Annotated in this window: 24 protein-coding genes and 1 riboswitch; of the genes, 18 read left to right on the top strand and 6 right to left on the bottom strand. The window is 69.6% G+C overall.

The window, feature by feature from the left end; translation table 11 throughout:
• Positions 1-155: 155 nt before the first annotated feature.
• The 17 genes from OC490_RS08405 to OC490_RS08335 all read left to right on the top strand — a co-directional run bounded on the left by OC490_RS08405 (position 156) and on the right by OC490_RS08335 (position 19235).
• Positions 156-1157, top strand: coding sequence for a carbohydrate ABC transporter permease (locus OC490_RS08405; protein ID WP_262057180.1), 1002 nt, complete (start codon positions 156-158; stop codon positions 1155-1157).
• Positions 1154-2017, top strand: a complete 864-nt coding sequence (locus OC490_RS08400) for a carbohydrate ABC transporter permease (protein WP_262057179.1) — start codon at positions 1154-1156, stop codon at positions 2015-2017. Before OC490_RS08405 ends, OC490_RS08400 begins: the two co-directional genes overlap by 4 nt.
• A gap of 34 nt (positions 2018-2051) precedes the next feature.
• Entirely contained in the window at positions 2052-3578 is a 1527-nt protein-coding gene (locus OC490_RS08395) for a glycosyl hydrolase family 28 protein (RefSeq protein WP_262057178.1), read from the top strand.
• 179 nt (positions 3579-3757) lie between these two features.
• The gene (locus tag OC490_RS08390) at positions 3758-7009 is read left to right on the top strand and encodes an alginate lyase family protein (RefSeq protein WP_262057206.1); all 3252 of its coding nucleotides are present in this window, start codon (positions 3758-3760) and stop codon (positions 7007-7009) included.
• 27 nt (positions 7010-7036) lie between these two features.
• Positions 7037-8287 (top strand): alginate lyase family protein, encoded by a 1251-nt coding sequence (locus OC490_RS08385; protein ID WP_262057177.1) that lies wholly within the window; start codon positions 7037-7039, stop codon positions 8285-8287.
• A gap of 116 nt (positions 8288-8403) precedes the next feature.
• Entirely contained in the window at positions 8404-8517 is a 114-nt protein-coding gene (locus tag OC490_RS49310) for a putative leader peptide (protein WP_315986660.1), read from the top strand.
• Between the two features lie 67 nt (positions 8518-8584).
• Positions 8585-9469, top strand: a complete 885-nt coding sequence (locus OC490_RS08380) for a glutathione S-transferase C-terminal domain-containing protein (protein ID WP_262057176.1) — start codon at positions 8585-8587, stop codon at positions 9467-9469.
• 76 nt (positions 9470-9545) lie between these two features.
• Positions 9546-9654, top strand: a riboswitch (SAM riboswitch).
• Between the two features lie 334 nt (positions 9655-9988).
• Positions 9989-10969 (top strand): amino acid ABC transporter permease, encoded by a 981-nt coding sequence (locus OC490_RS08375; protein ID WP_262057175.1) that lies wholly within the window; start codon positions 9989-9991, stop codon positions 10967-10969.
• The gene (locus OC490_RS08370; protein ID WP_262057174.1) at positions 10966-11763 is read left to right on the top strand and encodes an amino acid ABC transporter ATP-binding protein; all 798 of its coding nucleotides are present in this window, start codon (positions 10966-10968) and stop codon (positions 11761-11763) included. Before OC490_RS08375 ends, OC490_RS08370 begins: the two co-directional genes overlap by 4 nt.
• Positions 11764-11821: 58 nt before the next feature.
• The gene (locus OC490_RS08365; protein WP_262057173.1) at positions 11822-12850 is read left to right on the top strand and encodes an ABC transporter substrate-binding protein; all 1029 of its coding nucleotides are present in this window, start codon (positions 11822-11824) and stop codon (positions 12848-12850) included.
• Positions 12851-12930: 80 nt separating this feature from the next.
• Complete coding sequence (locus OC490_RS08360) at positions 12931-13668, top strand: GNAT family N-acetyltransferase (RefSeq protein WP_262057172.1); 738 nt, start codon at positions 12931-12933, stop codon at positions 13666-13668.
• 2 nt (positions 13669-13670) lie between these two features.
• Positions 13671-13805, top strand: coding sequence for a putative leader peptide (locus OC490_RS49535; RefSeq protein WP_410098594.1), 135 nt, complete (start codon positions 13671-13673; stop codon positions 13803-13805).
• A gap of 75 nt (positions 13806-13880) precedes the next feature.
• Positions 13881-15098 carry an LLM class flavin-dependent oxidoreductase gene (locus tag OC490_RS08355; RefSeq protein WP_262057171.1) on the top strand — a complete coding sequence of 406 codons (1218 nt, stop codon included), beginning with the start codon at positions 13881-13883 and terminating at the stop codon, positions 15096-15098.
• 19 nt (positions 15099-15117) lie between these two features.
• Positions 15118-16491, top strand: a complete 1374-nt coding sequence (locus tag OC490_RS08350; RefSeq protein WP_262057170.1) for an NtaA/DmoA family FMN-dependent monooxygenase — start codon at positions 15118-15120, stop codon at positions 16489-16491.
• Entirely contained in the window at positions 16488-17567 is a 1080-nt protein-coding gene (locus OC490_RS08345; RefSeq protein WP_262057169.1) for an LLM class flavin-dependent oxidoreductase, read from the top strand. Before OC490_RS08350 ends, OC490_RS08345 begins: the two co-directional genes overlap by 4 nt.
• A gap of 11 nt (positions 17568-17578) precedes the next feature.
• Entirely contained in the window at positions 17579-18718 is a 1140-nt protein-coding gene (locus OC490_RS08340; protein WP_262057168.1) for an LLM class flavin-dependent oxidoreductase, read from the top strand.
• A gap of 67 nt (positions 18719-18785) precedes the next feature.
• Entirely contained in the window at positions 18786-19235 is a 450-nt protein-coding gene (locus tag OC490_RS08335; RefSeq protein WP_262057167.1) for a GNAT family N-acetyltransferase, read from the top strand.
• Here the strand turns inward: OC490_RS08335 and OC490_RS08330 are convergent.
• The 5 genes from OC490_RS08330 to OC490_RS08310 all read right to left on the bottom strand — a co-directional run bounded on the left by OC490_RS08330 (position 19210) and on the right by OC490_RS08310 (position 23898).
• Positions 19210-20295: a phosphotransferase enzyme family protein gene (locus OC490_RS08330; protein WP_262057166.1), complete on the bottom strand. Its 1086-nt coding sequence runs from the start codon at positions 20293-20295 to the stop codon at positions 19210-19212. The genes OC490_RS08335 and OC490_RS08330 overlap by 26 nt on opposite strands.
• Entirely contained in the window at positions 20292-21053 is a 762-nt protein-coding gene (locus OC490_RS08325) for an ABC transporter ATP-binding protein (protein WP_262057165.1), read from the bottom strand. The genes OC490_RS08330 and OC490_RS08325 overlap by 4 nt, the downstream gene beginning before the upstream one ends.
• On the bottom strand, positions 21050-21823 hold the full coding sequence (locus tag OC490_RS08320) for an ABC transporter permease (protein WP_262057164.1): 774 nt from the start codon (positions 21821-21823) through the stop codon (positions 21050-21052). The genes OC490_RS08325 and OC490_RS08320 overlap by 4 nt, the downstream gene beginning before the upstream one ends.
• Positions 21820-22848 (bottom strand): ABC transporter substrate-binding protein, encoded by a 1029-nt coding sequence (locus tag OC490_RS08315; protein WP_262057163.1) that lies wholly within the window; start codon positions 22846-22848, stop codon positions 21820-21822. Before OC490_RS08315 ends, OC490_RS08320 begins: the two co-directional genes overlap by 4 nt.
• Positions 22849-22977: 129 nt before the next feature.
• Positions 22978-23898 carry an ABC transporter substrate-binding protein gene (locus OC490_RS08310; protein WP_262057162.1) on the bottom strand — a complete coding sequence of 307 codons (921 nt, stop codon included), beginning with the start codon at positions 23896-23898 and terminating at the stop codon, positions 22978-22980.
• Positions 23899-24283: 385 nt separating this feature from the next.
• Between OC490_RS08310 and OC490_RS08305 the strand changes: the two genes are divergently transcribed.
• Positions 24284-25168, top strand: coding sequence for a sulfurtransferase (locus OC490_RS08305; RefSeq protein WP_262057161.1), 885 nt, complete (start codon positions 24284-24286; stop codon positions 25166-25168).
• A gap of 155 nt (positions 25169-25323) precedes the next feature.
• On the opposite strand, the gene OC490_RS08300 is transcribed toward OC490_RS08305, so the two are convergent.
• Positions 25324-26421 (bottom strand): M12 family metallopeptidase, encoded by a 1098-nt coding sequence (locus OC490_RS08300; RefSeq protein WP_262057160.1) that lies wholly within the window; start codon positions 26419-26421, stop codon positions 25324-25326.
• Positions 26422-26458: the final 37 nt, after the last annotated feature.

Here is a 26458-nt window from a genome sequence, read left to right as displayed (position 1 = left end):
GCCGTCTCCCCGTACATCTCGGGCGACGCCTTCGAGTCCCTCTTCAACCAGGCCGCCACGCCCGCGATGAAGGGCGAGATGTCCGCCGACCGGCTCGCCGGACGCCTCAACTCGGTCATCAATGAACAGATCAACCGCGGGAAGGAGCAGGTGGGATGACGGTCGATCAGGCGAACTCGCCGGCCGTCGGGCGGCTGCGCCCGACCTCGAAGGCCGGCCGAGCCCGGTCCGCCACGCGCACCGGGCCGTCCATGACGACGCGCAAGCACCGCGCGTTCTACATGTTCGCCTCACCGTGGATCATCGGCTTCTCGCTGCTGACCATCGCGCCCATGGCGTACGCACTGTGGCTGAGCTTCACCACCTACGACGGCATCTCCCCGCACTGGCACTACGTCGGCCTCGGCAACTACCGCGAGCTGATGGGCGATTCGGTCACCTGGGACGCCCTGGGCCGCGCCGGACTGTTCGCACTGCTCTCCGTGCCCCTGTCGATCATCGCGGGACTCGCCCTCGCCGTCCTCGTCAACCGTCCCCTCAAGGGACGCGGGCTCTTTCGCACCCTGCTCTATCTGCCCGCCGTGGTACCGCCGGTGGGCGCGGGCATCGCCTTCAAGAACCTCTTCGACCAGAACTCCGGTGCCGCCAACGGTGCGTTGACCTTCTTCGGCTTCGACGCGATCGGCTGGCTGGCCGATCCCTACGCCCGCTACGTCCTCGTCATGACGGTGCTCTGGGCCGCCGGCAACATCATGATCATCTCGCTGGCGGGGCTCCAGGACGTCCCCCGCGAACTCCACGAGGCGGCCCGCATCGACGGGGCGAGCGCCTGGCGCACCTTCCGCAGCATCACCGTGCCGCTGCTGTCACCGGTGCTGCTCTTCCAGACCGTGACCGGGGTGATCGCCTCGGTGCAGACCATCATGCCGATGCTGCTCGCCCCCATGGCCGGCACCGGCGGCCTCACCACGATCCCGCAGTCCAACTACACCTACATGATCCATGTGTTCTCGGAGTACTTCGCGCTCGGCCGGTACGGATACGCCTCCGCGCTGCTGTGGGTGCTCTTCCTCCTGATCCTCATCGCGACCGGACTCATCTTCAAATTCACCTCCGGCGTGGTCTTCTACAACGTCGGCCCGGAGGCGCAGAAGTGACGGCCACCAGCGTGCACCCCAAGTCCCCGGCCCGCACGCGGATACGCGTCAACCGCCTGGTCCTCTATACGGCACTCGTCGTCATCACCGGCCTGTTCCTCGGCCCGTTCGGCTGGCTGATCCTCACCGGCCTCAAAGCCCCGGCCGAACTGGCGGCGGCTCCGGTGCACTGGCTGCCGGCACACTTCGAGTGGCACAACTTCGTCGACGCCTACAAGGCCGTCGACTTCCTCGGCTACGCCCGCAACTCCCTGATCATCGCGACCATTTACGCCACGCTCGTCACCCTCAGCTCCGCCTGGGTCGGCTTCGGTTTCGCCCGGCTGACCGCGCCCGGCAAGAAGGTGCTGTTCGGCATCCTCATCGGCTCGATGATGCTGCCCCAGATGATCACCCTGCTGCCGACCTACCTGATCTTCGCCAAGTTCGGCATGGTCGACACCTACTGGCCATGGGTGCTGTGGGGCCTGTCCTCAGCCCCGTATCTCGTCTTCCTCTTCCGCCAGTTCTTCGCGGGCCTGCCCCGCGAACTGGAGGAGGCGGCCATCGTCGACGGCTGCGGCTACGGCGGGATCTTCTGGCGGATCTTCCTCCCGCAGTCCTGGCCGGTGCTCTCGGCGAGCTTCGTCATCGCCTTCACCTGGACCTGGGGCGACTACATCGCGCCCCAACTCCTCCTCTCCACCGACCACTCCACCCTCGCCGTCGCGGTGATGACCACCTACGTCTCGGCGGCCGGCACCCCCAACACCAACCTCCAGGCCGCGGCCTCGGTGATGTACGTCGTCCCCATCCTCCTGATCTTCCTCGTCGCCCAGCGCGGGTTCGTCGCCGGGATGTCGACGAGCGGCCTCAAGTAGCCCTTCTTTTCGCCCTGTTGCAAGGAGTCGCACCATGAACACGCCCTTGTCCCGTCGTACGGCCCTCCAGGCCGCCGGTGCCACCGTGCTCGCCGCCGGTCTGTCCGGGCTGACCGCCACGGCGGCGCACGCCGGGGACCACAACTCCAGCCCCAAGCTGGTCACTTACCCGCGCCCCGCGACCATGCCGACCAACACCAGCTTCCAGGTCCGGGTCCGTACCGCCCCCGACGGCGCCTGGCAGACCCTCGACATCTACCGGCCGCAGTTCGAGGAGATCAACGCCACCACCGGGTCGGGCAAGGTCTACAACTCGTCGATGGCGTACTTCGACTTCAACGGCTCGGTGGAGATCGAGGTGACCTACCTCAAGGGCGGCACCACCAAGGCCCGGGTGAGACCGGACGCGCTAGGCATCAAGCCCGAACTCCTCGGCGACGCCCTGCGGTTCACGCTCGACGAGCCCAAGGACATCGTCGTCCAGATCAACGACGAGATCTTCGACGCCCTGCACCTGATCACCAACCGCGTCGAGCACCACGCCCCGTCCGCCGACGACCCGGACGTCATCTACTTCGGCCCGGGCGTCCACACCGTCACCGGCAACGTCCTCCTGGTCCCCAGCGGCAAGACCGTCCACCTCGCCGGCGGCGCGGTCCTGACCGCGCAGGTCTACTTCAAGGACGTGGAGCGGTCCCGCCTCACCGGCCACGGGGTGCTCTACAACAACCCCGGCGGCGCGATCCTCTGCGAGGGCAGCAAGAACATCCGCGTCGAGAACGTCATCATCCTCAACCCGTCCGGTTACGCGGGCACGTTCGCCGAGAGCAAGAACGTCCACATCACCAAGGCGCGCGCGTTCAGTTCGAAGGGCAACGGCGACGGGTTCGACGTCTTCTCCTCGACCGGGATCACCTTCGACGGCTGCTTCATGCGCAACTCCGACGACTGCATCGCCATCTACTGCCACCGCTGGAACTACTACGGCGACACCCGCGACATCACCGTCAAGAACTGCACCCTGTGGGCGGACGTGGCGCACCCGATCAACGTCGGTACGCACGGCAACTCCGACGCGCCCGAGACGATCGAGAACCTCGTCATCAAGAACATCGACATCCTCGACCACCGCGAACCCCAGATGAACTACCAGGGCTGCATCGCCCTCAACCCCGGAGACTCCAACCTCATCAAGAACGTCCGCATCGAGGACGTACGGATCGAGGACTTCCGCTGGGGCCAGGTCATTTACATGAAGGTGATGTTCAACACGAAGTACAACACCTCGGTCGGCCGCGGTATCGACGGCGTCTACGTCAAGAACCTCAGCTACACGGGCACCAACGCCAACCCGTCGCTCTTTCTCGGTTACGACGCCGAACACGCCATCACCAACGTCACGTTCGAGAACCTGGTCATCAACGGCCTGGTCGTCGCCGACTCGATGAAGAAGCCGAGCTGGTACTACACGACCGACGCCATCCAGTGGTTCTACAACGAGCACGTCACCAACCTGAAGTTCCTCACCGCCGCCGAGGCCGAGGCGGCTGCCGCGTCATGACGAAGCGCTCCGCTGGAAGGGAGTGTCGATCGGCTGCGGCTCCGTCGTGGCTGGGCGCGCAGTTCCCCGCGCCCCTTAAGGGTGTTGCCGAACCGGAGTCGACAACACCGGGCTGGCTCAGCCGCCGTGGCTTTCTTGGCGGCACCGCCGCCCTCCTGCTGGCCTCGGGCGCGAGCGGAATGCTCGTGCCCGGGCGGGCGGTGGCGGTCCCGGACGACACCGAAGTGGCCTTCACCCACCCCGGCCTGCTGCACACCGCCGATGACCTCGCCCGTATGAAAGCGGCGGTCGCCGCCAAGCAATCACCGGTCTACGACGGCTACTTGGCGCTCGCGGCCCACGCCCGCTCCTCCTCGTCGTACGCCGTGCAGAACACCGGGCAGATCACCACCTGGGGCCGCGGCCCCGCCAACTACCAGAACCAGGCCGTCGCCGACTCGGCCGCCGCCTACCAGAACGCCCTGATCTGGTCCGTCACCGGCGACACCGCGCACGCCGACAAGGCCCGCGACATTCTCAACGCCTGGTCCGCCTCGCTCACCGCCATCACCGGAGCCGACGGCCCCCTCGGCGCCGGCCTCCAGGCCTTCAAGTTCGTCAACGCGGCCGAACTTCTCCGCCACTCCGGCTACGACGGCTGGAGCGCCGCAGACATCGCCCGCTGCGAGAACTCCTTCCTCCGCGTCTGGTATCCCGCCCTGTCCTCCTACATGCTCTACGCCAACGGCAACTGGGACCTGACGTCCCTTCAATCCCTGCTGGCCATAGGCGTGTTCTGCGAGGAACCCACCCTCTTCCACGACGCGCTCCGCTTCGCCGCGGCTGGCGCGGGCAACGGCAGCGTCCTTCACCGCATCGTCACCGACGCCGGCCAGGGCCAGGAGAGCGGCCGGGACCAGGGGCACGAACAACTCGCGGTAGGCCTGCTCGCGGACGCCGCGCAGGTCGCCTGGAACCAGGGCGTCGACCTCTGGGGCTTCGACGACAACCGCATCCTCGCCAACGTCGAGTACGCCGCCCGCTACAACCTGGGCGGCGACGTCCCCTTCACCCCCGACCTCGACCGCACCGGCAAGTACATCAAGACGGCGGTCTCGGCCACCTCGCGCGGCAACCTGCCGCCCATCTACGAGATGGCGTACGCGCACTACGCGGGCGTGCGCGGTCTGGACGCCCCGTACACGAAGAACGCCGTCTTCCGTGGCACCGGCGGCACCCGGGTCGTCGAGGGCAGCAACGACGACCTGCCGAGTTGGGGCACCTTCGCCTACGCCGGCGCCACGGCACCTGCGCCGACCGTGCCGACACCACCGGCCGGTGTCACGGCGGTCGGCAACGACCGTTCCGTCACGGTGACTTGGCTGCCGTCGACCTGGGCCGACTCCTACACGGTCCTGCGGGCGAACGACGTGGACGGCCGCTACGAGAAGATCGCGGCCGGCGTCGACCGCCCGACGTACACCGACCGGAACGTGCAGACCGGACGGACGTACTACTACACGGTCACCGCCTCCAACGCCCTTGGAAAAAGCGGCAGTTCGGTATGGGCTGCCGCCTCCGCCGGTCTCCCCGGGCCCTGGTCGACCCAGGACGTCGGGGACATGAAGATCCCCGGTTCCGCCGTCTTCGACGGTGAGCGCTTCGTCCTGGAGGCGAGCGGCACCGCCGACACCTGCCGTCTCGCCCACCTCCCGCTGCGCGGCGACGGCACGGTCACCGCGCGGATCGTGTGGCCGCTCAGCTCGCAGTACTCCAAGATCGGTGTCACCGTCCGCGCCTCCCTCGACGCGGACGCGGCACACGCGTCGATGCTGATCCAGGGGCTGCCGCTGCATACCTGGAGCGGGGTGTTCTCCACCCGGCCCTCTGCCGGCGCCGAGGTCTCCGCGACCGGCAGTACACCCGTACCGCCCTCGCAGCAGCAGGCGATCACGGTGAACGCCGCCTTCCCGATCTCCAGCCTCGGCACGCTGCCCGAGTCGGCGACCCCGCTGGAGGCGCCGTACGTCGAGGGCGCGGGTGACGGCTACCGACTGCGGAAGCCCTACTGGGTGCGGGTGACCCGGAAGGGTGCGCGCTGCACCGGAGCCATCTCTCCGGACGGCATCCACTGGACCGAAGTCGGGTCCACCGCGGTTGAGTTGGGTCGCACCGCGTACGCGGGACTCGCCCTCACCTCCTGCCTCGGTGTCGACCAGGACTACGCCGAGACCGGCACCGGCGCCTTCGACAACGTCGGCGTGACGTCCGCGAGCGGCACGGTCTGGCGCGTGCCCCGCCCGGCCCGTACCGCCACCGACCTGAGGGCCGAAACCGGTGCCGACGCCGTCGAGTTGGCCTGGAGCGACCCGGACCTCTCCGCCGAGTACACGGTCCTGCGCGCCACCCGTGCCGCCGGACCGTACAAGGCCCTCGCCACCCGCGTCGGCCCGGTCGGCTTCGGCACTCGCATCCGGTACGTCGACGCGACGGGGGCGCCCGGAACGACGTACCACTACACGGTCGCGAAGACCAACGCCGGCGGACGCGGGCCGCGTTCGGCCCCGGCGCTGGCCGTGATGCCGACCCCTTCCGCTCCCCGACTCACCTCGGCCACCGCCGTGTTCACGAACCAAGGTGCCGCCTTCCGGTATCTGCTGCGGGCCTCGCACGAGCCCGTGCGGTTCGGCGCGGACGGGCTGCCCGCCGGTCTGCGTCTCGACCGGCGCACCGGGCTCGTCTCCGGAATCCCCACGGAGACGGGGGAGTTCACGGTCGCGACCTCCGCCGCCAACTCCTCAGGGACCGCCACCGGCGCACTCGCCCTCACGGTCGCCGCCCCGCCGCCCGCGCCGTGGACGTACGGCGACCTCGGCGACACCGTGCTCGACGACCGTGACTTCGGGACGCTGGGCGTGGTGGCCATCACCACCCCGGGCAGCACGTCGTACGACGGCGGGACCTTCACCGTGCGGGGCGCGGGCGTGGACCTGAACGCCAACGGCCAGGGAATGACAGGGCAGTTCGTGCGGCGGCCGGTCAGTGGTGACTGCGAGGTCGTCGCCCGGCTCGTCTCCCGCAACGGGGTCACGAGCGACCGGGTGGGGCTGCTCATGGCGAAGTCCTTGTCGCCGTTCGACCAGGCGGCCGGAGCGATCGTCACTGGTGGTACGACCGCTCAGCTCATGCTCCGCAAGACCGTGGCCGGCGCCTCCGCCTTCACCGGCGGCGCCGCTGTCACCCTCCCCGCCCTGCTGCGGCTGAAGCGCGCCGGGACCGCCTTCAGCGCGGCCCTGTCCACCGATGACGGTGTCACCTGGACCCCCCTCGCCGACGGAGAGATCCCCGGCTTCGGTGACGCCCCCTACTACGTCGGCCTGGTGGTCTGCTCGCGCAGCCAACCGGTCCGCTGCACCACGGAGTTCGACGAGGTGAGCATCACGCCCACCTGATCCTCCACGGATTGGAGATGCACAGCGATGAGCCGCACTTCCCCCCACGAGCACCTCCGCAGAACAGAGTTGAGCCGCCGCGGTCTGTTGAAGACCGCGGGCGGGCTCACCGCAGCCGCCGCTCTCGGCGGCGCCACGGTGGCCACGACCGCGCACGCGGCCCCGGCCACCTTCACCCACCCCGGCATGCTGCACAACGCCGGTGACATCAACCGGGCCAAGGTCAGGGTCGCGGCGGGAACCGACCCCTGGCTGTCCGGCTGGACCAGGCTGACCGCCAACTCCCATGCGCAGTCGACCTGGACGAACCGGGCGACGGCGACGATCATCCGGGGCGGCGACGGCCAGAACTACAGCCTGCTCTACAACGACATCGCCGCCGCCTACCAGAACGCCCTGCGCTGGAAGGTCGGCGGCACCGAGGCGAACGCCGTGTGTGCCGCGAACATCCTCAACGCCTGGTCGACCACGCTGACTTCGGTCACCGGGAACGCCGACCGGTTCCTCGCGGCCGGCCTCTACGGCTGGCAGTTCGCCAACGCCTGCGAACTGATGCGGGACTACAGCGGCTTCAACCTGGCCGCCGCACAGACGATGCTCGCGAACGTCTTCTACCCGCTCAACAACAGCTTCCTCACCAACCACAACGACGCCTGCATCACCAACTACTGGGCCAACTGGGACCTCTGCAACATGGCGTCGATCCTGGCCATCGGGATCCTCAACGAGGACAGCGCCAAGTACGACCAGGCCCTCACGTACTTCAAGTCGGGGGCGGGCAACGGCTCGATCGCGCACGCCGTGCCGTATCTGTACACCGACTCGGACGGCTACGCGCTCGGCCAGTGGCAGGAATCCGGCCGCGACCAGGGCCACACCGTCATGGGCATGGGGCAGATGGGCGCCGTGTGCGAGATGGCCTGGAACCAGGGCGACGACCTGTACTCGTACGACAGCCGCCGCTTCATGAAGGCCGCCCAGTACGTCGCCAAGTACAACGCGGGCAGTGACGTGCCCTTCACCACCTACACCTGGGGCACCGGGCAGAGCTGCGCCTCGTCCTCCCAGACGGTGATCTCCTCCGCCTCGCGCGGCCAGATCCGGCCGGTGTGGGCGATGCTCCACTTCCACTACAACCGGCGGATCGGCCTCGACGACAAGTACATCTCGGCCATGTACTACGACCTCGTCGCGCCCGAGGGCGGGGGAGGTGACTACGGCTCCGACAGCGGCGGCTACGACCAGCTCGGCCTCGGCACCCTGATGTACGCCAAGTAGCGGCCCGGGTTGTCCACGGGTCGGAACCTGTGCCCGACCCGTGGACGCCCTCTTGACCCCGGGCGACGGTGGATCGACACTCCAGTAGGGAATCCTAGTGAACAGGTAGGGAAACAATGGGGCGCCTTGAGCCGGTCACCACCAGACGCGTGGACCGTTCGCCTCTTCTGACCTCCCGCCGTCACATCGATCTGCTGCGGGTGTGCAGCGCCATGAGCCCACTGCGCTGAGACCCGTCCACCGTTCGACGACGCTTCCGCCGCGCGTACGTCCACGCGCCCGTACCCGGGGAGTCCCATGTCCGTCACGCCTCTCGCCGCCGTCCCCTCACCCCGCTCCGCCCCCCTGTTCCGGGGCCGGATCGGGCGCGACGCGCGCAGCGGGCACTACGCCGTGCCGCGCCGCTACCGCCTCCACCTGTCCACCGCCTGCGCCGACGGCCTGCGCATCGCCGTCACCCACAGCCTGCTGGGCCTCCACGAGAGCTGTCCGGCCGTGTTCCTGTCCGCCGTGCCCGACTGTCCGAGTGGTGGACACAGCGCGCTGCGCCCGCTCTACGAGGCGAGCGCCCACCGATACTCCGGACCGGCCGCCGCGCCGGTGCTCAGCGACGACTGGTCAGGGCGCATCGTCAGCACGCACGCCCCCGACATCACCCGCGACCTCGCCCGGCACTTCGGCCAGGGCGGACCCCGGCTCTACCCGTGCGGCGCCGAGTCGGAGATCGAGGCCGTCGAGCGGCTCTGCGCGCAGGGCATCGAGGACGCGGCGCAGCGCGCCGGAGCGGCCGGTGGCGAACAGGCGGAGCGCGACGAGGCGCTCGGCCGGCTGCTGGAGACGCTGGGCTCGCTCGACCGTTGGCTGGACGGCCGCGAGCACATGATCCGCGACGAACTCACCGCCGCCGACGTCGAGTTGTGGGTGACGCTGGTCCAACTCGACACCGTGCACCGGTACCACCTGGACGCCGCCGCCGTGCAGCGCATCGCCGACCACCCCCACCTGTGGGCCTACGCCCGCCGGCTGGCCGCCCACCCGGCCTTCGGCACCCATCTGGACCTCGACGGCATCGCCCGCCGCCACCACGCCCGCTGCCAGGGCCTGGAGGCCGCCGGTGCCGCTGTCCAGATCCTGGACTGGGCGGCCCACGTGGCGGACGAAACGGGAGCTTGCCGCAGTTGAGCGGCGTCCGCACCGTCCACTTGGTGGACGACCGTTGACATCCGTTCGAGCAATTGTCTTAACTTGCGGCCAGAACGGTCATGAGTGTCAGCGACAAGCCCTGGCTTGCTGACCGGCAACCCTCGCACGCGGTGGGGTGCCCCAGGTGACGACCGGACCGGATGACGTTTCGGTAAGCGCGAGGCCCTGCGGGGCCGGAACAGTGACAGGTGACGCCATGTACGCAGCTCCCAGGACGGCCACATGCCGCCCGCAGGGCTGCGTACGGTCGTACGCCAACCTGTTCGTCGCCGACCGCGCTGTCGATCTGCTCCGGGTCAGCAGCGCACTGTGTACCGCGTCGGGCCGCGCCCGCTGTCGGGCCTGACGACCAGTCGGCCGACGCACCTCTGACGCACACCCGATCCCGTCGGTGTGCCTGCCCCCTCCCCGCCCCCGGTCCCGTGCACCCGCGCGTGCCGTCCGCCGTCGCGCGTCCACCGCCACGGTCCGGGGTCTGCGAACCTGCCGGAGCCCACCATGACTGAACCCCCAGGCGCCACCGTGTCCCTGGCCGACGCACCGTCCGCCGACGCACCGTCAAAACCCCTCACCGCACAGCGAGTTCAGCCGCTGCGTCGGCCCGGCCGGTGGATCGTCACGCTGGTCGTGCTGGTGGTGGCCGCCCAGTTCGTCCACGGACTGGTCACCAACTCCTTCTATCAGTGGGACCGCTTCGGCTATTGGTTCCTGCGCCCGACGATCCTCGACGGACTCGTCATCACGCTCGAAGTGGCCGCGCTCAGCGCGGTGTTGGGCCTCCTCGGCGGCATCCTGCTCGCCTTGGCCCGGCTGTCGAAGAGCCCCGTGCTGCGCGCCGCGAGCTGGACCTATGTGTGGGCGCTGCGCTCGATCCCGCTCATCGTGGTACTGATCTTCCTCTACAACTTCAGCGCCCTGTACCAGACCCTCAGCATCGGCGTCCCCTTCGGACCCGCCTTCTTCTCCTTCGACGAGTCGAAGCTCGCCACCGACATGGTCGTCGCCGTCGTCGGACTCAGCCTCAACGAGGCGGCGTACGCGGCCGAAGTGGTCCGCGGCGGCATCCTCTCCGTCGACCAGGGCCAGCACGAGGCGGCCTCCGCCCTCGGCCTCCCCAAGGGCTACCAGTTCCGCAGAATCGTCTTCCCGCAGGCGCTGCGCTCCATCACCCCGAACTACGTCAACCAGCTGATCGGCCTGATCAAGAGCACCTCGCTGGTCTTCTACGTCTCGCTGCTAGACCTGTTCGGCTCCGCGCAGACGATGGGCTCCACCTACCCCGGCGACATCGTGCCGCTGCTCCTGGTCGTCACCGTCTGGTACCTCATCCTGACCAGCGTCGTGTCCGTCATCCAGTTCTACGTCGAGCGGCACTACGCCCGGGGCGCCACCCGCTCCCTGCCGCCCACCCCGATCCAGAAACTCCGCACCGGTGTCACCGATCTGCGGGCCCGTATCCGGAGGGAGACCGCCGTATGACCACGAACACCGTCGAACCGCTGGCGGACATCACACCCGCCGCCGTAGAGGTGCACGACGTCCACAAGTGGTACGGCGCCCACCGCGTGCTGGACGGCGTCGACCTGACGGTACGGCCCGGCGAGGTCACCGTGATCCTCGGCCCGTCCGGCTCCGGCAAGTCCACGCTGCTGCGGGTCATCAACCACCTGGAGAAGCCCGAGATCGGCTACGTCAGCGTCAACGGCGAACTCATCGGAGTGAAGCAACAGGGCGGAAGACTGAAGGAGTTGAGCGAGCGCGCCATCCTCGCGCAGCGCAGCCGGATCGGGTTCGTCTTCCAGAACTTCAACCTCTTCCCGCACCTGACCGTCCTGGACAACGTGGCCGCCGCTCCGGTCGCCACCGGCAGGCTGGACAAGCCCGAAGCCCTGGAACTGGCACGGGAGTTGCTCGGCCGCGTCGGTCTCGCCGAGAAGACCGGCGCCTACCCGAGGCAGCTGTCCGGCGGCCAGCAGCAGCGCGTGGCCATCGCACGCGCCCTCGCCCTGCGGCCCGGCGTCATCCTCTTCGACGAGCCGACCTCCGCCCTCGACCCCGAGCTCGTCGGTGAAGTCCTGTCCGTCATCAAGGACTTGGCGACCAGCGGTACCACCCTCGTCATCGTCACCCACGAGATCGGCTTCGCCCGCGAGGTCGCCGACCGGGTCGTCTTCATCGACGGCGGAAAGATCGTCGAACAGGGCCCGCCCCACGAGGTCCTCGACAGGCCACAGCACGAGCGCACCAGGGACTTCCTCAGCAAAGTCCTCTGAGCCGCACCTGTCGCACCCTCACTTTCAACAACCCCGAACACCGAGCCTAGGAACAGCCATGTCTACGCCCAGCCTTCGCAGCAGAATCACTCGCGGACTCACCGCGGGAACCGTCCTCGCTTCCCTCGCCGGTGGTCTCGCGGCCTGCGGCGGCGACAGTGACGCGGCCACCACGTCCGGCAGTGCCGCCTCCGGCACGGTCACCGTGGGTGCTTACTCCCTCGGCGCGGCCAAGGAGGCGACGCTCAAGGTCGCCGAAGTGAAGTCGATCAGCGCCGAGTTGCCCAAGGCGATAGCCAAGAGCGGCAAGCTGGAGATCGGCGTCGGCTTCCTGCCCGCCGGCTCCCCGCCACTCGGCTACGTCGGCTCCGACCAGAAGACCCTCACCGGTTCCGAGACCGACATCGCCCGGCTGGTCGCCGCCGTCCTCGGCCTCAAGCCCGAGCTGAAGAACTCCACTTGGGAGAACCTCTTCATCGGCCTGGACAGCGGCAAGGTGAACGTCGCCTTCTCCAACGTCACCGACACCGAGGAGCGCAAGGCGAAGTACGAGTTCGCCTCCTACCGCGAGGACAACCTCGGCTTCGCGGTGAAGGCAGACAACTCCTGGAACTTCGACGGCAATTACGAGAACCTCGCCGGCAAGACCGTCGCCGTGGGCGCCGGCACCAACCAGGAGCGGATCCTCCTGGAGTGGAAGAAGAAGCTGGCCGCCGAGGGCAAGAAGGCGCTCACCGTCAAGTACTTCCAGGACAACAACAGCACCTACCTCGCGCTGGCCTCCGGGAAGATCGATGCCTACCTCGCCCCCAATCCCTCGGTCGCGTACCAGGTCTCCTCGACCAAGGGCACGGCCAAGGCGGTCCGCAACGCGGGGACGTACTCCGGCGCCGGATCCTCCCTCCAGGGCCTGATCGCGGCCACCGCGAAGAAGGACAGCGGCCTCGCCAAGCCGCTCGCGGACGCCATCAACTACCTGATCAAGAACGGGCAGTACGCCAAGTGGCTGGCCGCCTGGAACCTCTCCAACGAGGCCGTCGCCAAGTCCGAGATCAACCCGCCCGGACTGCCGATCAGCGACTCCTGACCCACCCTCTCAGCAAGGGGACCCCGCCACGCCCCGGCGGGGTCCCCGACCCGCGCGACCAGTACCGGAGCCGTCACCCGATGTCTTCCACCGCCAGTCTCGAAACGACCACCTCCCACGTCCTGGACAACCCGGCCTGGGCCGCGCTCACCGGCCCGCACGCCCACCTCGCCGAACGCGTCGGCCGCGCCGCCCGCTACCCCGTCGACGTGGCCGGCTTCCATGCCATCACCGACAACGACGACCCGCGCGCCTGGGCCGACCTGGCCGCGCTCATCGGCCCCGGCGGAACCGCCGCAGTGCGCGGAGTGGGCGAAACCCCGGACGGCTGGGAGATCGTCCGCTCCGGACACGGTGTCCAGCTAGTGGACACCGGTCTGCGGGCCGAGCCCGACCCCGAAGCCGTCCGCCTCGGTGCCGACGACGTGCCCGAGATCCTCGACCTGGTCGCCCGCACCGAACCCGGCCCCTACCTGCCCCGCACTGTCGAGATGGGCACCTACCTCGGCATCCGCCACGACGGCCGGCTCGTCGCCCTGGCCGGTGAACGCCTCCACCCGCCCGGCTGGACCGAGATCAGCGCCGTGTGCACCGACCCCGACCACCGCGGCCGGGGCCTGGCCCCCCGCCTGGTCCGCGCCGTCGCGGCCGGCATCAAGGAACGCGGCGACCATCCGTTCCTGCACGCCGCGGCCACCAACACCAACGCCATCCGGCTCTACGAGTCGATCGGCTTCACCCTGCGCGCCCATACGGTCTTCTCGTTCGTGCGGTTCACCGGTCCGACTTCCGCCGCCGATCCGGAAGAAACGGCATAGGCATGTGGTTGCCCCTTGTGAAGCCGGATTCCGTGGAGGTGGAGCACATGTGTGGCGCCGCTGTCCTCCACGTGCGACTCACCACCCGACAGCACATAGATCTGCTGCGCGTGGCCGGCGCGCTCTGTCGCCCCTGACCCCGTTGCCCCAGCCGCCGTGCGCCCACTTCACGGGCCGGCGATCTCGTACGGACCTCCAGGAAGGCACCACTCGTGTCATCGACCTCCCCTTCTCCTCTGCATCTCGCCGTCGCCCTCGACGGCACCGGCTGGCACCCCGCCTCCTGGCGCGAACCGGTGGCCCGGCCGCGCGACCTGTTCACCGCCGCCTACTGGGCCGACCAGGTCGCCGAGGCCGAGCGCGGCCTGCTCGACTTCGTGACCTTCGAGGACGGCCTCGGCCTGCAGTCCTCGCACTACGGCGAGTTGGACGGCCGCACCGACCAGGTCCGCGGACGCCTCGACGCCGTACTGACCGCGGCCCGGATCGCACCGCTCACCAGCCACATAGGCCTGGTCCCGACGGTGGTGTCCACACACACAGAGCCGTTCCACATATCCAAGGCGATCGCCACCCTCGACTACGTCAGCACCGGCCGCGCGGGCCTGCGGGTGCAGCTCTCCGCCCGGCCGCACGAGGCCGACCACTTCGGGCGGCGCGACTTCCCGCCGATCAACCTGGAGAGCCTGCGGACCCCGGCCGGGCAGGAACGGCTCGCCGAACACTTCGACGAGGCCGCCGACTACATCGAGGTCGTGCGCCGCCTCTGGGACAGCTGGGAGGACGACGCCGAGATCCGGGACATCGCCACCGGCCGCTTCGTCGACCGCGACAAGCTCCACTACATCGACTTCGAGGGCGCCCACTTCAGCGTCAAGGGCCCCTCCATCACACCCCGGCCGCCGCAGGGCCAGCCGATCGTCAGCTCCCTGGCCCACCAGACCGTCCCGTACCGGCTGGTGGCCCGTGCCACCGACATCGGCTACGTCACCCCGCACGACACCGACGAGGCACAGGCGATCGTCGCGGAGATCCGCGCCGAACAGCAGGCCGCCGGCCGCGCCGACGAGCCACTGCACATCTTCGGCGACCTCGTGGTCTTCCTCGACGACGACGAAACCACGGCCGTCGCCCGCCGCGAGCGCCTCGACACCCTCGCGGGCGAGCCGTACACCAGCGACGCCCGGATCTTCGCCGGTACGCCCGCCCAACTCGCCGACCTCCTCCAGGAGTTGCAGTCGGCCGGGCTGACCGGCTTCCGGCTGCGGCCCGCCGTCGCCGGACACGACCTGCCGGCGATCACCCAGGGGCTGGTCCCCGAACTCCAGCGCCGGAACGCCTTCCGCCGCGCCTACGAGGCCGACACCCTGCGCGGCCTGCTGGGGCTCGCCCGCCCCGCCAACCGGTACGCCGCTGCTGCGAACGCCTGAGCCGGAGGGACCGTACGACATGAGCAAGCCCCTGAAGCAGATCCACCTGGCCGCCCACTTCCCCGGCGTCAACAACACCACCGTGTGGAGCGACCCCGCGGCCGGCAGCCACATCGAGTTCAGCTCCTTCGCGCACTTCGCGAAGACCGCCGAACGCGCCAAGTTCGACTTCCTCTTCCTCGCCGAGGGCCTGCGGCTGCGCGAACAGGGCGGGAAGATCTACGACTTGGACGTCGTCGGCCGCCCCGACACCTTCACGATCCTCGCCGCGCTCGCCGCCGTCACCGAACACCTCGGCCTGACCGGCACCATCAACTCCACCTTCAACGAGCCCTACGAGGTGGCCCGTCAGTTCGCCAGCCTCGACCACCTCTCCGACGGCCGCGCGGCCTGGAACGTCGTCACCTCCTGGGACGCGTTCACCGGCGAGAACTTCCGCCGCGGCGGCTTCCTGCCGCAGGACGAGCGCTACTCCCGGGCCAAGGAGTTCCTCGCCACCACCAACGAACTCTTCGACTCCTGGCACGGCGACGAGATCCTCGCCGACCAGGCCACCGGCACCTTCCTGACCGACGCCAAGGCCGGAGCCTTCGTCCACCAGGGCCAACACTTCGACATCCAGGGCCAGTTCAACGTCCCGCGCTCCCCGCAGGGCCGCCCGGTGATCTTCCAGGCCGGCGACTCCGACGAGGGCCGCGAGTTCGCAGCGTCCAGTGCCGACGCCATCTTCAGCCGGTACAGCACCCTCACCGAGGGCCAGGCCTTCTACACCGACGTCAAGTCCCGCCTCGCCAAGTACGGCCGCAGGTCGGACCAGTTGCTGATCCTCCCGGCCGCGACCTTCGTGCTCGGTGACACCGACGCCGAGGCGGAAGACCTCGCGAAGGAGGTGCGCCGCCAACAGGTCAGCGGTGCCACGGCCATCAAGCACCTGGAGTTCGTCTGGAACCGGGACCTGTCCTCCTACGACCCGGACGGCCCGCTGCCCGACATCGACCCGGACGTCAGCGAGAACCACATCTCCAAGGGCCGCGCCCAAGTCCGCATGTACCGCGACCCGTTGGCCACCGCCCGCGAGTGGCGCGAGCAGGCCGCCGCCAACAACTGGTCGATCCGCGACCTGGTCATCGAGACCGGCAACCGGCAGGCCTTCATCGGCTCCCCGTCGACGGTCGCGAAGACCATCAACGACTTCGTGCAGGCCGACGCCAGCGACGGCTTCATCCTCGTCCCGCACATCACCCCGACCGGACTCGACCCCTTCGCCGACAAGGTGGTCCCCCTGCTCCAGGAACAGGGCGTCTTCCGCACCGAGTACGAGGGCCCGACCCTCCGCGACCACCTCGGCCTCGCCCACCCCGACGAGGTGCGCGAGGAACGGGCGGCATCGTGAAGTTCCTCGCGATCACCCTCGTCGTCCACCGCCCCGACCCGGTCACGGGCATCCGGAAGTCGACCCACGAACGCTTCGGCGAGGTCCTCGAAAACGCCGTGCTGGCCGAGGAGTTGGGCTTCGACGGCTTCGGCGTGGGGGAGCGGCACGAGCGCCCCTTCATCTCCTCCTCGCCGACCGTCGTCCTCAGCCACATCGCCGCGCTCACCCGCCGCATCCGCCTCTTCACGGCGGTCACCACACTGAGCCTCCTCGACCCCGTCCGTGCCTACGAGGACTACGCCACGCTCGACCATCTCTCCGGCGGACGCCTCGACCTGATCATCGGCAAGGGCAACGGCACCGCCCAGCGCGAGCTGTTCCACGTCACACCCGAGGACCAGTGGGAGCGCAACGCCGAGAGCTACGAGGTGTTCCGCCAGATCTGGCGGCAGGACAAGGTGACTGCGAAGACCCGGTTCCGCCCGGAACTGAAGGACGCCGAGGTGTGGCCCAGGCCCTACCAGCAGCCGATCCGCGTCTGGCACGGCAGCGCCACCAGCAAGGAGAGCGTCGACCTGGCCGCCCGCTACGGCGACCCGCTGTTCTCCGCGAACGTCACCAACCCCATAGAGCCCTATGCCGAGTTGATCCGCTACTACCGCGAACGGTGGGAGCACTACGGCCACGACCCGGCGGACATCGCGGTGGGCGCGGGCACGGCCGGCCTCTACGTCGCGCCCACGACCCAGGAGGCGCTGGCCACCTACCGTCCGGTCTTCGAGAGCAACCTCGCCTTCCAGAAGCAGGTGGGCCTGCCCATCGTCTTCGAAACGCTGGAGGACTACGTCGAGCGCAGCTCCGCACTGATCGGCAGCCCACAGCAGGTCATCGACAAGGTGCACCGCTACCACGAGCAGTTCGGGCACACCGTGCTCCATCTGCACGCGGACGCCAGTGGCTTGACGGACCGTCAGCACCGGGACTCGCTGGAGCTGTTCCAGTCGGCGGTGACTCCCGTGCTGCGCAAGGACATCCCGGACCCGCCGTTCACCTGGGGACCGGTCCTGCCCGCATCCGTGTCCGCCGACCACTGAGGAGTGAGCGCATGTCTCCTGGTATCCCTCTCGGGGTCCTCGACCTGGTCCCGATCTCCTCCGGCTCCACCGCGCCCGAAGCACTACGCAACTCCATCGAACTCGCCCAGCACGCCGAGGAGTTCGGCTACACCCGCTACTGGTTCGCCGAGCACCACCTCAACCCGGGCGTCGCGGGCACGTCCCCCGCGGTCGTCCTGGCGCTGACGGCATCCGCGACCTCCACGATCCGGCTCGGCTCCGGCGCCGTCCAACTCGGCCACCGCACCGCCCTGTCCACGGTCGAGGAGTTCGGCCTGATCGACGCGTTGCACCCCGGCCGCTTCGACCTGGGCCTGGGCCGCTCCGGCGGCCGACCGTCGTCCCCGCTCCCGTCGGCGACCCCGGTCGTCGACGGCCGGGCCCCCAACGGGCTGCGCATCCCGCCCCGTTTTTCCTTCGAGTTCCTCCTCGGCTCACCCAGGATCGCCCTCCAGCGCAAGCTGCTCCTGCTGCCCAACGCCGAGTCCCAGGAGTACGGCGAGCAGATCGACGACGTCCTCGCGCTGCTGGCCGGCACCTACCGTTCCGCTGACGGCGTCGAGGCGCACGTCGTACCGGGCGAGGGTGCCGACGTCGAGCTGTGGATCCTGGGCAGCAGTGGGGGCACCAGTGCGGAGGCAGCGGGCCGCAACGGCCTCCGCTTCGCAGCGAATTACCACGTCAGCCCCGCCACCGTCCTTGAGGCGGCGGACGGTTACCGTGCCGCGTTCCAGCCCTCCGACGTCCTCGACAAGCCGTACGTCAGCGTCTCCGCGGACGTCGTCGTGGCCGAGAACGACGAGGCCGCCCGCGAACTCGCCACCGGCTACGGCCTGTGGGTGCGCTCCATCCGTACGGCGCGAGGCGCCATCCAGTTCCCGACCCCCGACGAGGCGCGTGCCCACGTGTGGACCGACGAGGACCGCGACCTGGTCCAGGACCGCGTCGACACCCAGTTCGTCGGCTCACCAGGCCGGGTCGCCGACCAACTGGAGCAACTCCAAGAGGCGGCGGGCGCCGACGAGTTGCTCATCACCACCATCACCCACGCCCACACGGACCGAGTGCGCTCGTACGAGTTGCTCGCACAGGAATGGCGCCGACGGGGTCACCTCTCCCCGTCGAGCTGAGGTGATGAGGTGAGGCGTTCGATCATGGCGCGGGGAGCCGGACCGCCCCTGTGCCATGATCGATGCCATGGCCGTCCGTATCGAATCCGCCGATGTCGCCGACCTCCACCAGGTCCTGGAGGACCACGCCCGCTACTGGGGAGAGCGTGACCTTCGCGCGCTCCATCTGACCGCGCTGGTGCAGGAGTTCGGGTCCACCTGTCTGGTCGCCCGTGCCGACGACGGCATCCGTGGATACCTCTTCGGGTTCGTCACGCCCGACCACACCGGATACGTACACCTCGTGGCGACCCGGGACGACGCACGCGGCACCGGTCTCGGCCGCAGCCTGTACACGACCTTCATCGAGGCCGCCGGACGGCAGGGCGCGGTCCGCCTCAAGGCCATCACCTCCGTGACCAACGAGGGTTCGATCGCCTTCCACCGCACCCTCGGTTTCGACGCCCGGGTCGTGGAGGACTACGACGGCCCGGGCCGACCCCGCGTCGTCTTCACCCGCGAGCTGCCGCCCCGCTAGCGCCGCACAGGTCCAGCAGACGCCGTCCGCTCTCCCCGGCGAACCACTCCGCGTGCCCCACGTAGTACTCGTACGCCAGCCTGGTGTTCTCCGCCGATCGCGTGACGCCGTGGAAGTAGCCCAGCTCGGAGAGCGCGAACTCGGCGTGGACCAGGGGGAGTAGCGCGGGGAGTGCTGTCGACTCGGCCGGGCTGAGCGGGCGTACGGACTGGTAGCCGTCGAGGAGGGCGCGCGCGTCAGCCTCGCGGACCGGGAAACCGGGCTGGAGCCACTGGACGGTGTTGCGCTCGATGGCTGTGGCGAGGTCGTGCACCGCTGTCGTGCGGTCGCTCATGCCGAAGTCGAGGGCCGTGGCGACCGAACCGTCCTCGTTCCAGAGGAGGTTGGAGGCGTGCCAGTCGTTGTGGGTCCACAGGGGATCGAGGCCGGAGAGGTGCGGGGCCAGGTTCTCGTACAGCGGGAGCAGGGCGCGCTGGGTGTCCTCCCGCCACGGGAACTCCGCCAGTCCCTTTGCCAGTTGAGGGCGCTCGGCCACGTATCGCTCCAGCTCCGCCTGCGGGTCGGCCGAGGCGAACACCGTGAACGACGCCACCAGCGGCTGCACTTGACGGCGCGGGGCGTCGAAGTCCTCCGCCGCCAGGTGCAGGCGGGCCAGCGCCTCGCCGGCCGCCCGCGCGTGGGCGGAGGTGCGGAACGGGGACCAGGACAGGGCGTCCCGATAGAGGTCCGTGCCGGCGCCTGCCGAGTGCACCTCGTAGGTCCACTCACCACGCGTCGCCGCGTCCAGCACCTCGACCACCGGGGCGCCGCGCTGCCGTAGATGCCGTAGGAAGGCGTGTTCCTCGGCCAGGCCCTCGATCGTGCGGACGGAGGCGTGGTGGCGTTTGACAAACAGGTGGCGTCCGTCCCGTTCCACCACGGCCGCCGCCGACAGGGGTCGCGGGCTGCACCAGACCACCCGGGCCGGGCCCACGATGTCGGTCACCTCGGTGTCCGTGAGGGGCGGCCAGTCGGGGGCGACCGGGTCGGTGCCGAGGCCGTGGGCGAGGTGTGAACTCATGCTGTCCTCACCGCCGTTGTGCCGCGCAGGGCGTCCAGGACTCGGCGCTCGGTCGACGCGAAGTCCGGGTTCGTGAAGTCGTCCGCGCCGCGCGGGCGGGCCAGTGGGACCTCGACGCGGTCGACGATCGTGGCCGGGCGGGGAGACAGGACGTGGACCGTGTCCGCGAGCAGGACCGCCTCGCGGATGTCGTGTGTGACCAGGACGACGGTCCAGCGGTGGCGTTGCCACATGCCGGCCAGCCACAGCTGCATCTCGGTCCGGGTGAGGGAGTCGAGCGCGCCGAACGGTTCGTCGAGCAGGAGGACCGGTCGCTCCAGGACCACCGTGCGCAGCAGCGCCGCACGTTGCCGCATGCCGCCGCTGAGTTGGGCCGGATACGCCTTCTGGAAGCCGTCGAGGCCGAAGTCCGCGAAGAGCGCGTCGGCCCGCTGCCGTGCCTCCTTCTTTCCAACTCCCTGCGCTTCAAGGCCCAGTGCCGTGTTGTCGAGCACGGTCCGCCAGGGGAAGAGGAGGTCTTTCTGCGGCATGTAGGCGACCTTGCCGGACTCCACTCCGGCCGGTTCGCCCTCCACCAGTACCTGGCCGGTGGTGGGGCGGTCGAGGCCGGAGACCAGGTTGAACAGGGTGCTCTTGCCGCTGCCGCTCGGGCCGATGACCGCCGCGAACTCGCCCTGTTCCACAGTGAGTTCGAGATCCCGTAGGACCTCCAGGGGGCCGAAGGACTTGCCTACGCCCTCGATGCGAAGACTGCTCATGACGCCCTGTCCTCCTTCAACGCCCGCTCCCACGGGAGTACCAGCCGTTGCAGCAGGAAGGTCGCGCCGAACAGGGCGATGCTCAGCGCGGCTGTCACCGCGACCGCCGCGAACACCAGGTCCGTGCGGAACGCGCTCTTCTGGGCCTGCATATAGATCCCGAGGCCCGCCTCCGCGCCCGCGTACTCGGCGAAGACGGCGCCGACGACGGCGTAGGTGATGCTCACCCGCAGCCCGGCGAAGAAGTACGGCATCGCGCTCGGCACCCGGACCAGCCGGAACGTGCGCCAGCGGCCAGCGCCCAGCGAGCGCAGCAACCGCATCGCGTCGCGGTCGGTCGCCGCGAAGCCCGCCGCGAGGTTCGCGGCGAGCGGGAAGAACGTCGTCAGCGTCACCACCAGCATCTTCGGCAGCAGTCCGAAGCCGAACCAGATGATCAGCAGCGGTGCGACGGCCACGATCGGGATGGTCTGCGAGGCGACGAGCAGCGGGTACAGGCCCCGGCGGGCCGCCGAGGAGAAGTCGAGGAGGACGGCGACCAGCCAGGCCGCCGCGAACGACAGCGCGAAGCCGAGCAGCGTCTCCTGGAGGGTGGGAAGCGTCTGGTCCCACAGGTCCTGGCGGTTCAGCCAGCCCTGCTCCAAGACCCGGGCGGGGGAGGGGAGCGTCGTCGGATCGACGCCGGCGGCGGTGACGTAGAGCTGCCAGCCGCCGAGGAGCACGGCCAGGACGAGGAGCGGCGGCCACAACGACCGCAGCAGCGGCCTCACTTGGCGTCCGGGAGATAGGCGTTGGTGAAGAACGTCGACGCCTTCGGGGCGGCGGAGAGCTTCTTGCCGTTGGCGTCGACCAGCAGGCCCGCCTTGTACTCGAAGTCCGCGAAGGCCTGCCAGCGCTCCGCGCTCTGCGTGCCGATCGAACCGTCCGTGCCCTTGTAGTACTCCTTGGCGAGCAGCGCCTCGCTCTCCTGCACCAGCTTGGTGTTGGTGAGGACGCTCTTGTTCGCCGAGATCAGCAAGTCGGCTGCCTGGGACGGGTGTTCGGCGGCGTAGCGGTAGCCCTTGTCGACGGCCGCCAGGAACTTCTTCGCGGTCTCCGGGTTCTTCTTCAGGAACTGGTCCGAGGACGCGACTAGGGTCGAGTAGATGGCCGGGAAGCCGTAGTCGGAGAGCTGGAAGTTCTTCAGCGGCTTGCCGTTCAGCTCCGCCTCCAGACCCTCCCAGGTCGGCATCGGCATCGCGAAGTCCGCCTTGCCCGCGTAAAGCGCCTGGTACGCCGAGGTGTTGAGGGTGACCTGCTTGAAGTCGCCCTTGCCGCCCGCGTTCTGGATCACCTTCTGCAGCAGCGGCTTCTCGTACGGCGCGCCGAACCCGGCGTACGTCTTGCCGTCCAGGTCCTTCGGTGAGGTGATGCCGCTGCGGTCGGCGCGCACGGCGATCGTCACGTCCGTCTTCTGCGTCACCGCGTAGACGGAGGTGATGTCCTGGCCGGCCGCCCGGGCCGTGGTGATGCCCTCCTGGTACGAAATCCCGAAGTCCGCCTTGTGGTTGGCGATCAGGGTCTCGGGCGCGGTCGAGCCGTACGGCACGATCTTCACGTTGATCCCGGCGGCCTTGAACCAGCCCTTGGCCTGGGCGACGTAGATCCCGGTGTGGTTGGTGTTGGGCGTCCAGTCCAGGGCGAGGGTGACGGTCTTGGTGCCGTCCTTCGCAGCGGCAGTGGAGTCGGCGGAGCAGCCGGTGACGGCGAGGAGGGCGGTCGCGGCCATGGCGGTCAGGGCGGTACGGCGATGCATGTCGGGTCCTTCGAGGGGTGGGAGGGCTGGCGGGTCGGTCCGGTCAGGGCCGACACAGCGCGCTGCCCACCCTCATGAAGTCGACGGCGAGGCGCCGGGTCAGCGTCCGCGCCTGGCAGGCCAGGGCTCTCATGTGGCCACGTCCAGCAGGCCGTTGGTGAAGGACTTCGCCCAGTCCCGGTCGTCCGGGATGGCACCGTTCTCGGCGAGCCAGTGCGCGTACGGGCCCATCCGGCCCTCGTCGATCACACCCCAACGGCCGTCCGCGTCCGTCCAGGTGGGCGCTATGAGGGCCAGGGAGCGGGCGATCAGCGGGCGCGGGAAGTACGGGATGACGTGCTCCAGCAACTCCAGGGTGGCGTCCGGCTCCTGGGCCGCCGCCGCGTAGCCGCGGGCCGTGACGGCGAGGAAGTCCCGCACCAGGGAGGGGTGTTGGTCGAGCAGTGTCTCGTTCGTGCCGAGCAGGTAGCTGTGGTAGCGCGGGGCGCCTATCTCGTCGACCGGCCAGGTCAGCCGCTGCTCCTCGGGCAGATCGCCGCGCAGCGCGTCCCAGGACCAGTAGTTGCCGAAGGTGGCGTCCGCCTCGCCCGCCGCGATGTCGTCCACGGTCAGCTCGCGCGCGCCGGCGTCGATCCCGATCACGGCGTCCGGGTCACCGCCGTCGGCCGCCACCAGGTGGCGGACCATGGCCCGGCCGCGCGGGGTCGGGTTGAAGGCGATACGGCGGCCGGCCAGCTCGCGGGGGCGGGTGATGCCGGTCGAGGTGGTGGTCTGGATGGCCTCCAGGCCCCGGTGGTTGATCGCGGACACGGCGATCAGCGGCTGACCCCGCTCCGCGCGCCGGGCCAGCAGCCGGTTCGGCGGGAAGATCCCGAAGTCCACCTCGCCCCGCGCCAGGTATTCGAGCGTGTCCCCGCGTCCCGGATCCTGGACCACCAGCTCGACGTCGAGCCCGGCCTCGGCGTACCAGCGGCGGGCGCGGGCGACGTACAGACCGGCCGAATTCGGCCACGGGTGGAAATAGTCGATCATGACCCGTATGTGCGGCATGGGGGTACTCCGAAACGTGCGCAGGCGTGACGGCGCCTGAAGGGAGGGGAGAGGGGTGCGCGAAGGCGGTGGATCAGTGCATGTGACAACAACAGGAGCGGCGCGCCGGGGAGTTGACCACCGGGTGCTGGGGCTCGACTGTTGTAGACACGTGAACTCCTACGCGGGCGCTGAGGCGCGAGTGGTGCGGTCGGCGTCCCCGTGGGGGCCGGACTCTCGACGAGCCGGTCCCAGACGCCCTCTCAGCCCAACCGGGTAGGGGCTCCCGCGTAGATGGCCGAACGATAACCGCACTACCTGGATTCTGTGCAAGCGCCTTCCGGAATATGGGACGGGCGTGCCCGAGGAGTGAGACGCCCAGGACTCGGGCGTACGATCGGCGGCCATGACCACCTCCCTGCCGCCCGGCCCGCTGGTCGACGACACCTGGCTCGCCGCGCATCTCGACGACCCCCGGCTGGTCGTCCTCGACGTCACCGCGCTGCTGCCCTCACCCCGTGAGGACGGCGACCACCGCTCCGCGAGCGGGCGCGGGACCTGGGCCGAGCGGCACCTGCCCGGATCACGACACGCCGACCTGACCGGCGAGCTCTCCGACCACGAGGCGCCGTACCACTTCGCCGTGCCGTCCCCCGAGGCCCTCGCCGCCGCGCTGGCCGGGCTGGGCGTGGGGGAGGGCGTCGAGGTCGTCGCGTACGACAGCGGCGGTGGCATCTGGGCGGCCCGCCTGTGGTGGATGCTCCGGGCGATCGGCGTACCGGTGGCGGTGCTGGACGGCGGTCTCGAATCGTGGGAGGCGGCCGGGCGTCCGCTCGTCTCCGGCGACGACACCGGCCCGGTTCCGGCCGTCCGTCCCGTGACACCCGTCGTACGACCGGATCTGTGGTCCGGGATCGAGGACGTGGCCGCCGTCAGCCGCGGCGAGCGGCCCGGCACCCTGGTCTGCGCGCTGCCCCCGGGCGGCTACGACGGCTCGGTGCCCACCCGTTACAGCCGCCGCGGACACATCCCCGGCAGCCGCAGCCTCCCGGGCCGGGGTCTGCAGGACGCCACCGGGCACATACTGCCCGAGCCCGAACTCGCCGCCAGGATCGGAGCCGTCCTCGACACCGACGACTCGCCGGTCGTCCTGTACTGCGGCGGCGGCATCTCGGCCGCGGGTGCCGCACTCGCGCTCACCCTGCTCGGCCGTACGGACGTGTCCGTGTACGACGGTTCACTGGAGGAGTGGTCCAAGGACCCCGCTCGGCCACTGGAGTTGGGCTCCTAGCGCACAACTGTCCTGCGTGGCCAAGGGTGTTGGGCTGCTGAACACAGCGGCGTGGCCGAGGCTCGTATCCCTCCCCCGAAGGCTACGAACCTCGGCCGCTTCCCCCGGCGCCGGACTTGTGGTCCGTCCGCCCGCGTGCGGCTGTACCCGTGCTGTTACCAGCACATCACTGCGGTGTCCCCCGACCCCCACGTGGAGTACAGACGCACACGGACGAAGTAGCGGCGGCCCTTGACGAGCCGGACCTTGAGTGTGGCGTTGTGCGGTGTTCCCCCGTCGTCCTGCCCGGCGAGGAAACGCGGTTCGCCGTCCCGTTCCTCGAAGACCACGACGACCGTGTCGCTGTCCCCGAAGGCACCGACGGCATACTCGCGCGTCTGGGTCGGCTCGATCGCGAAGTCGGCCTGCTCGCCCGGCCCCAGCCGCAGCGGCGCCGAGCGGAACGGCACCAGCTCGGCCGGCCGGGGAGGGCCGACGGGCGGGTACCAGCGCAGCACGAACTCCTTGTCCGCGGAGGAGAGACCGCCGTGCGGGTGCAGGCCCGTACGGTATTCCTCCGGCTCCAGGACCAGGCCCGACGTGAACGGGTACTCCATGATCGACTGCGGGTCCCAGACGGAGCCGTTGACCTCGTCCGGGTCCAGCTTGCGCAGGATGTTGAACAGGGTCCTGTCCCGGCTCCAGAAGTTGGGCGGGCCCGCCAGCTCGGCGTACACGGCCTCGTCGTCCCAGTGGATCCCGGCGAACGGGCTCTGGTGCTCGTGCAGCATGCCCAGGGCGTGCCCGATCTCGTGCAGGGCCGTGCCACGCTGTCCGGGCGCGGTCAGGTCCCAGCCGAAGTTCATGGTGCGGTCGCCCAGCCCGACCGTGAGCGCGTCGCGCCCCACCGTCGACCAGGAACCGTCACCGGCCTGGAACCCGATGCGCAGCTCGGCCTCCGAACGGTCGCCCACCTCGGCGAAGTCGACACCGATACCGAGCCCCTGCCACTCACGGAAGCACTCGCGTACGACGTCCTGCTGCTCCTTGGCACCGGCCCACGGCACCCGCCGCAGCTCGCCGGTCCCGGGCACCGGGATGACGGACGTGTGGGCGGCGGCGGAGTTGTCGACATCGAAGAAGTAGTAGTGCAGGACCGTGCCGTTGACCCACATCCGGCTTCCGCCGATGAGCGCACCGCGCCGCTCCGCTGCCAGTCCCGGTCCGAACTCCGGGGCCGGCTGCTGCGTGAGGGAGCAGTAGCGAGCGGTCATGCGACCAGAGTGCCGGTGACCGTACCCGGGCGCCTGA

It is taken from the genome of Streptomyces sp. STR69 (genome assembly GCF_024519455.1).
In the GTDB taxonomy this organism is placed as follows: domain Bacteria; phylum Actinomycetota; class Actinomycetes; order Streptomycetales; family Streptomycetaceae; genus Streptomyces.
Note: the sequence above shows the minus strand (reverse complement) of the source record. Positions and strands in the feature narration are given on the sequence as shown.

What these genes read in the sequence shown, in the direction of transcription:
- OC490_RS08390 (WP_262057206.1), top strand. Translation starts at nt 3,758, where the DNA reads ATGCTCGTGCCCGGGCGGGCGGTGGCGGTCCCGGACGACACCGAAGTG.
- OC490_RS08325 (WP_262057165.1), bottom strand. Translation starts at nt 21,053, where the DNA reads ATGAGCAGTCTTCGCATCGAGGGCGTAGGCAAGTCCTTCGGCCCCCTG.
- OC490_RS08375 (WP_262057175.1), top strand. Translation starts at nt 9,989, where the DNA reads ATGACTGAACCCCCAGGCGCCACCGTGTCCCTGGCCGACGCACCGTCC.
- OC490_RS49535 (WP_410098594.1), top strand. Translation starts at nt 13,671, where the DNA reads ATGTGGTTGCCCCTTGTGAAGCCGGATTCCGTGGAGGTGGAGCACATG.
- OC490_RS08405 (WP_262057180.1), top strand. Translation starts at nt 156, where the DNA reads ATGACGGTCGATCAGGCGAACTCGCCGGCCGTCGGGCGGCTGCGCCCG.
- OC490_RS08335 (WP_262057167.1), top strand. Translation starts at nt 18,786, where the DNA reads ATGGCCGTCCGTATCGAATCCGCCGATGTCGCCGACCTCCACCAGGTC.
- OC490_RS08350 (WP_262057170.1), top strand. Translation starts at nt 15,118, where the DNA reads ATGAGCAAGCCCCTGAAGCAGATCCACCTGGCCGCCCACTTCCCCGGC.
- OC490_RS08300 (WP_262057160.1), bottom strand. Translation starts at nt 26,421, where the DNA reads ATGACCGCTCGCTACTGCTCCCTCACGCAGCAGCCGGCCCCGGAGTTC.
- OC490_RS08315 (WP_262057163.1), bottom strand. Translation starts at nt 22,848, where the DNA reads ATGCATCGCCGTACCGCCCTGACCGCCATGGCCGCGACCGCCCTCCTC.
- OC490_RS08310 (WP_262057162.1), bottom strand. Translation starts at nt 23,898, where the DNA reads ATGCCGCACATACGGGTCATGATCGACTATTTCCACCCGTGGCCGAAT.
- OC490_RS08360 (WP_262057172.1), top strand. Translation starts at nt 12,931, where the DNA reads ATGTCTTCCACCGCCAGTCTCGAAACGACCACCTCCCACGTCCTGGAC.
- OC490_RS08305 (WP_262057161.1), top strand. Translation starts at nt 24,284, where the DNA reads ATGACCACCTCCCTGCCGCCCGGCCCGCTGGTCGACGACACCTGGCTC.
- OC490_RS08395 (WP_262057178.1), top strand. Translation starts at nt 2,052, where the DNA reads ATGAACACGCCCTTGTCCCGTCGTACGGCCCTCCAGGCCGCCGGTGCC.
- OC490_RS49310 (WP_315986660.1), top strand. Translation starts at nt 8,404, where the DNA reads ATGGGGCGCCTTGAGCCGGTCACCACCAGACGCGTGGACCGTTCGCCT.
- OC490_RS08380 (WP_262057176.1), top strand. Translation starts at nt 8,585, where the DNA reads ATGTCCGTCACGCCTCTCGCCGCCGTCCCCTCACCCCGCTCCGCCCCC.
- OC490_RS08330 (WP_262057166.1), bottom strand. Translation starts at nt 20,295, where the DNA reads ATGAGTTCACACCTCGCCCACGGCCTCGGCACCGACCCGGTCGCCCCC.
- OC490_RS08340 (WP_262057168.1), top strand. Translation starts at nt 17,579, where the DNA reads ATGTCTCCTGGTATCCCTCTCGGGGTCCTCGACCTGGTCCCGATCTCC.
- OC490_RS08365 (WP_262057173.1), top strand. Translation starts at nt 11,822, where the DNA reads ATGTCTACGCCCAGCCTTCGCAGCAGAATCACTCGCGGACTCACCGCG.
- OC490_RS08370 (WP_262057174.1), top strand. Translation starts at nt 10,966, where the DNA reads ATGACCACGAACACCGTCGAACCGCTGGCGGACATCACACCCGCCGCC.
- OC490_RS08385 (WP_262057177.1), top strand. Translation starts at nt 7,037, where the DNA reads ATGAGCCGCACTTCCCCCCACGAGCACCTCCGCAGAACAGAGTTGAGC.